Source organism: Nioella ostreopsis, assembly GCF_004000255.1.
Taxonomy (GTDB): domain Bacteria; phylum Pseudomonadota; class Alphaproteobacteria; order Rhodobacterales; family Rhodobacteraceae; genus Nioella; species Nioella ostreopsis.
The window spans coordinates 1-5,991 of record NZ_RCIQ01000048.1; the positions used below are offsets into that span (position 1 = coordinate 1).

4 protein-coding genes and 2 pseudogenes are annotated in these 5,991 nt (G+C 53.3%); all 6 read right to left on the bottom strand.

Going from position 1 to position 5,991, the window contains the following annotated elements:
* Nucleotides 1–279: pseudogene (locus tag EP237_RS22465) on the bottom strand (IS6 family transposase); the annotation flags it as partial.
* 216 nt (nt 280–495) lie between these two features.
* The gene (locus tag EP237_RS22470) at nt 496–1,485 is read right to left on the bottom strand and encodes a response regulator (protein ID WP_164744809.1); all 990 of its coding nucleotides are present in this window, start codon (nt 1,483–1,485) and stop codon (nt 496–498) included.
* A gap of 617 nt (nt 1,486–2,102) precedes the next feature.
* A complete protein-coding gene (locus EP237_RS22475) occupies nt 2,103–3,536 on the bottom strand; it encodes a sensor histidine kinase (RefSeq protein WP_240661733.1) in 1,434 nt (477 codons plus the stop codon).
* Between the two features lie 126 nt (nt 3,537–3,662).
* Complete coding sequence (locus EP237_RS22480; RefSeq protein ID WP_127563057.1) at nt 3,663–4,352, bottom strand: N-acyl amino acid synthase FeeM domain-containing protein; 690 nt, start codon at nt 4,350–4,352, stop codon at nt 3,663–3,665.
* A gap of 25 nt (nt 4,353–4,377) precedes the next feature.
* Nucleotides 4,378–5,112 carry a class I SAM-dependent methyltransferase gene (locus tag EP237_RS22485; protein ID WP_240661734.1) on the bottom strand — a complete coding sequence of 245 codons (735 nt, stop codon included), beginning with the start codon at nt 5,110–5,112 and terminating at the stop codon, nt 4,378–4,380.
* A 721-nt stretch (nt 5,113–5,833) separates the two neighbouring features.
* Nucleotides 5,834–5,991: pseudogene (locus EP237_RS23645) on the bottom strand (IS6 family transposase); the annotation flags it as partial.

The window sequence follows — 5,991 nt, forward strand, 5'->3', positions numbered from 1 at the left end:
CCGCTCGCCATTGATCTTCACGAAGACTTCGTCGAGGTGCCAACGCCACCGGCTAGATTTCATCCCTTCGATCCGGCGCTTTCGGATCTCGGATGCGAACATCGGGCCGAACCGATGCCACCAGTACCGCACCGTCTCGTGGCTGATATCGACACCGCGCTCGTGCAGTAGATCTTCGACATTCCGGAGCGACAATGGGAAGCGGACGTACAGCATCACCGCAAGGCGGATGATTTCTGGGCTGCTGTGAAAGCCTTTGAACGGGTCGGATTTGGTCATGTTCCGACGCTACGAGGCTGTCCTGCTCCTCTCAACCGAAAGCCTTCTGACAAGACCCTGGGCTCGTCTTGAAATAGCGGAAGGGGCTGCGTTTGGTCATCTGCGAACGCTAACCAGCGCCCTGCCTCGCCTCAAGCTAAGTTCTTCTGACAATGCCCCCTGCCCGGCTCAACCAGGTTTCTTCTGACAAGACCCTGGTGTGAGCAGCGCATTCCTTTACACCACCTGCCCCACAAAAGGAGCTCCATAAGATTTGGTGGATTGGACCCTTGAAACCCGGACTAGGTCCTCTGGGCTGCGCATGGACACATCGTTGAAGCCAAAGGCCTCACTTTGCTGGAGCCTGATCGGAATGGGAGTCCCATCAGAGAACACGAGCCCCATAGCGGCTGCGGATTCTTCGATGTCCGCGCCTAGTTCCGACATTTCGATGCCCTGACGGGACCGCGGGTCGAAAACAACGAAGGCACCGTTGCCGACGTATGAGAAGAGGTAGCCGTCCTGCGTGATGACGTCCGAAATCGCGTCGGACACATCGCAAATGAAATTGAAGTACCCGGCGGGACCGCAGGCATTATAGATCGACGCAACATCGTCGATCTGCAAAACGACAAACGCAGCGTGTTTCACACCACATTCGCCAAAGTCCGTCACCAGACCCTTGAATTTTTCACAGTTCAGGTATCCCGGTACATCCTCGATATCGAACGTGTCTCCGAGTTCCACCCCTTTCTGCTGGATAAGGTCATCGGCCAATGCATGAAGCCGCTCGTTCATCTCACGCCCTTCTTTCGCAAGATTGTAGGCTTGGGTCGCGGAATTGAGGCGGGCCTTGAGATCCATGATTTCGAACGGCTTCGTCACATAGTCCGTAGCGCCGGCAGCCAGGGATCGTTCAATATACTTTCGGTCGGACATGGCTGTCAGCATCACGACAGGGGTGGATCTGTATTCAGGCCGGGCACGAATGGACGCGCAAAGCTCAATCCCGTCCATCTTCGGCATCTGGATGTCGAGGAGGAAGCAATCGAATTCGGCCTCGGACGACCGAATGATGTCCAGTGCCTCGGCGCCATCATGAGCGAGAGTGACCGAATTGAAACCCAGGACTTCAAGAGCAATGCTCAATAGCTCGAGAATTGCACCATCATCGTCGGCAACAAGTATTCTCATATCGCTAGACATATCTTTCCTCAGTTCACCCATTGGGATTTTGTAAAGGTTAACAAATTCAAAATAGAAAGCAAGCCACATTCAATTGATTCACAAAAACACCTCAAGAAATCAATAAATTGCCACGATGTGATCGCAGAGCTGCCTCACATATCTCATTTCTTGAATAATAACTTCGAAACATCGGTATTGTTTCAATGCGCATGGGGTCACCCTTGCGCAACTCAGGTTATGCTTCCTGAAGAGCCAAGATCAGACACCCGTTCATTGAGCAAAGAAATATAGCGTGCATTTGCTGGGGAGAGCGTGATCCATCGATCATCTGCGGATGTCACTTGCGCCTTACGGTGTTCGGTGTGGGCAAGGTCGAGGCGGTCTTTGGAATGCCACCGAGACAGACATATTCCAGAGCTCCAACCACCTGGTGCTTCGGCACATTTCTCGACACGGAAAGGGTCCTCGGCTCACCCCTCGATTTTCTTGGACTCGAGACAATAGGTTTGAGATTTCCGATTACGCGATGCACCATAGGAAGTCCCGGAAAAAACTTGAATTCTTTAATTCCGTACATTCTTTGTTTTGAAAAACTTGCTCATTAATTTCACCCAGATACAAAAAAGCTGCCGCGCCAGACTTCGCTACTTTGCGCCTCAGGCCACTTTCTCCACAGACACATTCTCCGCACTTTCTGCACCCGCGTTATTCAAGCGATCGAACTCAATAAAGAACGTCGATCCAATACCCAGTTCGCTGACGTAATCAATTGTAGCGTTGTGGCGCTGAATGATCTGCTTTGTGATGTTGAGGCCAAGCCCGGTGCCACCGACCTTGCGCACATCAGAGGAGTCCACCTGGGTGAACTTGCCGAACACGCGATCTTTGGCGTCTTTCGGAATACCCACCCCGTCGTCATGGACCGAAATGCGGACACGCGCGCCAACGATTTGCACGCGCACCTCCACTGATCCACCTTCGTCAGAGAACTTCAATGCATTCGATAACAGGTTATTCATGACCTGCATGAGTCGGCTACGATCTCCCATGATCCGGCAGTCATGCAGGCTAGGGACGGACGTCACATGAATACCGAGCTTGTCGGCATATCCAGTGGTCGATTCCACGGCCTCGTCAAGAAAGTCGTTTACGCTGATAGGCTTGAAGTGGAACTCCATCTCGCCGGCTTCGATCTTTTGCAGATCGAGCAGATCATCGATCAGATTGGCAAGTCGCTTGCCGTTCTTGGCGGCGATCCGGATCGCCGGTTTCATTTTCTCAGGCACCTCGCCAAGCGCTCCGTGGTTCACGAGGTCGAGCGATCCCATGATCGACGTCAGGGGTGTGCGCAGTTCGTGGCTGACCGTGGCCAGGAATTGCCGCTTCACCTCCAAGGCGGCCTTGGTGCGTTCGTTTTCTTCTTTGATCAGCCTCATCTGATCGAGTCGTTCCTGATAGCGGACGTAGAATTTTGCCGAGATATCGATGATGAAATAGAGCACGAAGATGATCGTGAAAAACTCCAGCCAGATATTGGATCGGAGCGGTGGTGAATACCTCAGGACGTCAAGAAAAGCGATGCTGAGAAACGCAAATGCATAGACCGACAGTCGCAAGAGAAGGATGCCGATCATCTGACTGTTGTACATCACTGCGAAAAGCGATGCCGAGAACAGGAAGAAAAGCGGCGTGAAATGACCGCCTGACGTCTGCTGAACCGCTATGTTGACGATAAAGACGCTGATCGCCAACGCGCTGACGACCGTATTCAGGGCAATTCGCTTGAGAATCTGCCGACCGACGACTGGGTCTTTACCGTCCCATGCTTTCGAATGTCGCCCGAGGTTCTGGTCGAGCAATTCTGTCAGTGCGACGACAATATAAAATGTGAAGGTCGTGATCGGATTGAAGTAGAAGGCCGCGAGCATGGCCGCGGCGAAAAAACTGCCTTGCCGCTGCCAGATCAACTGGTTGGCCAAGGTGATGTAATCCTTGATGCGCTGTTCGCGACCTACAGAGTTGAACCAGTCGCTCCGGGCCTCCCAATGCGCATTTTGGACCTTCATGATTGCCTCTGCCGCTGTTCTCATGTCTCTCGCTTTGGTGGGGTACACGAAAATTCCGACATTCGTTGGGCGACACAGGGCTGACGATGGACAATATTAAGGCAGGCGCCCGGATTGGTTTATCGCCTTTGGGCGGGCGCTTCGCGCCAGTTAGGCTGCCTTGAACTGATTTTCCTTCGATGCAACATACGCTTTCGAAAGGTCCGGGAAGTGAATGTTGGAGTGAGGGATGTCATCAACTGGGCCGAACACCGGTGTTCGGGCGAGAACCGCGTGGCGCTGCTCCTTCACCTTGGCCGTCAGAAGGTGGATCGGCTTCTTCAGCCCGGGATAATCCCTTGGCTGCATCATCGGTACATAGCCGAGGTAGCGGCGATAGAACGCGGTATGTTCCGCCCGAACCGGGGCAAGAGCCAAGTCGATATCGTAAAACATTGTCGCAAGAAACGGGATACGCAGGGTAAGAAAATGCAACGGGACGCGCTGTGCGCGCGCTGAGGGATCAATAACAAAGCGGGTCGGATCCAGGATCGTCTGTGTGGGAGCGGTCTGTTCCAGGATCTCGGGAAACACTTCGACAGTTGGTGATGTCAGGCAGAGCCTGGACACCAGATGCAAGCGCACAGCCGCAAGGATCCGCTTATCCAGCGTCACCGCGACATGGACGCAATTCGCGGTCTCGTCGAACGCATCGGTCATGACCTCGCGCTCGTTCGAGGCGATCGACCGCTCGGCGCGGTAGCACTTGTAGCGGAGGCGATAGAGTTCTTCGAGGTCCTTGCTGTCCGTCAGAACCTTGTAGCGATAGAGCTTGAGTGCTTCGATGACTTGCTCGTTCATGTTCGTCCCTTCCGCCTAAACTCGATCAAGACGTCGCGCGACACACAAGCAAATCGCTGTAACCGCGATAAACCGAGTCTTGCCTGATGATGTCGAAGCCTGCTTCGGTCGCAGCCGATGCGATTTCAGCCTCGGTATGGGTCCAGTACGCGCCCTTCTTCTGTGCTTCGAGAATGGTCGCGTTCTGCTTGGCGATTTCCCGCCCCTGCCAGAAGATCCGCAATGCGCCAAACAGCCCATGTTCTTGTTTCAAATGAGCGAATAGGTAGCGGCGCCAGTCGGCCACGTTCATGTAGCGACCGAGATCAACGAGGTAGAGCCGACCGCCGGGACGAAGCAAGCGGCGAAGATCTTTCAGCCGCTGTCTTTGATCAGGCATCGCATATAGCGCATGGACACATATGACGAGATCAGCGGTGCCCGATGCATCGAAATCTTCAAGCGCGCGTGGATCGTATTCGACATTGTCGTGGCCCGACAATTTCGCCTGCGCAACGCCAAGCATGCCGACATCTGGTTCGACCAGCTTGATTTCGCTCTCGGGGCAAATGCGGGCCGCAATCTCTGTATAATTCCCGGTACCGCCGCCGATGTCGTAAATCAGGCCCGGAGTTTCTATCGTTTCAAGAAAACCCTCGAATTCTCGTAGTAGCGTCTGGTATTCAGGGTTATGCTCGGACAACAGATCATAGGCTGTCGCATAGGCGCTCCAATCGGCCCGAACCAGCGCTTTAGCCGACTTGGACAATGTGAGATTCAAGGGCGCAGACGCCTCAAGATGACCGAGTGACGGCATGGGAGATGGACTCCGTATTGCAGATAAGAGTGACTGACTGCACGAGCACTTTTTAAAAACATGTTAACCCGTGAAACCCTTATCGCAATGCTTTTTATCCACAGTGCAGTCGTATTACCTGCAATGTTTCCGAACCGGCAACCCTATGAGTAACCTAAATGTTCAAAAAAAGAGTTACGCGAGCCAAAGATGCCTGCGAAAAGAAGCCTAGATGCAATCACGATATATATTACATTGTAACAAAGACCTATCCAAGTCTGGTACGATGACGCGTTTCTTATGGCACAATGGGGGTCTAGCCGATCAACCGGGATTGAATGTTAAGGATCGCCCGGTATCGGTGTTTCAGTGTCGCAAGGGTCACAAAAAAACCTCTCCGAAACGGCATCATCGGCGGAAGAAGTTCGCCAGTCCGACAAAATGCAGCCCCAATTCTGGGCGATACAAGAACGAATCGGTGGGACGTTTTAACCCCGGAGGCTGAATGGAAGTATTGGCATTTGACAGAGATGAGGCTGTTCTGGAACTGCTCGTGCATTTTCTTGGCATCGCAACGCATCACAACATCAACGCGGCACCGTCGAAAGTTTCAACGGACGAGGTTAAACTGCGGGCTGTGAAGCAACTGAGTGGGTGCTGTCAGACGGATTCGAACTCGTCTCTGCTAGGCCATTAACGCTGTCCCTTATCCCGCGCCAAGTTCGCGCCACTCGGCAAGCGCGGCGCTCCGGTTCATCTTGAAGTTTTCGCGTGAGCTGAGGTGGCGTTCCCGATTGAAATGGTTATGCACTGAGGAATGGACGGCAGCGAAATTCTGCAGACTTCGCATGCGCCGGAAGCGAA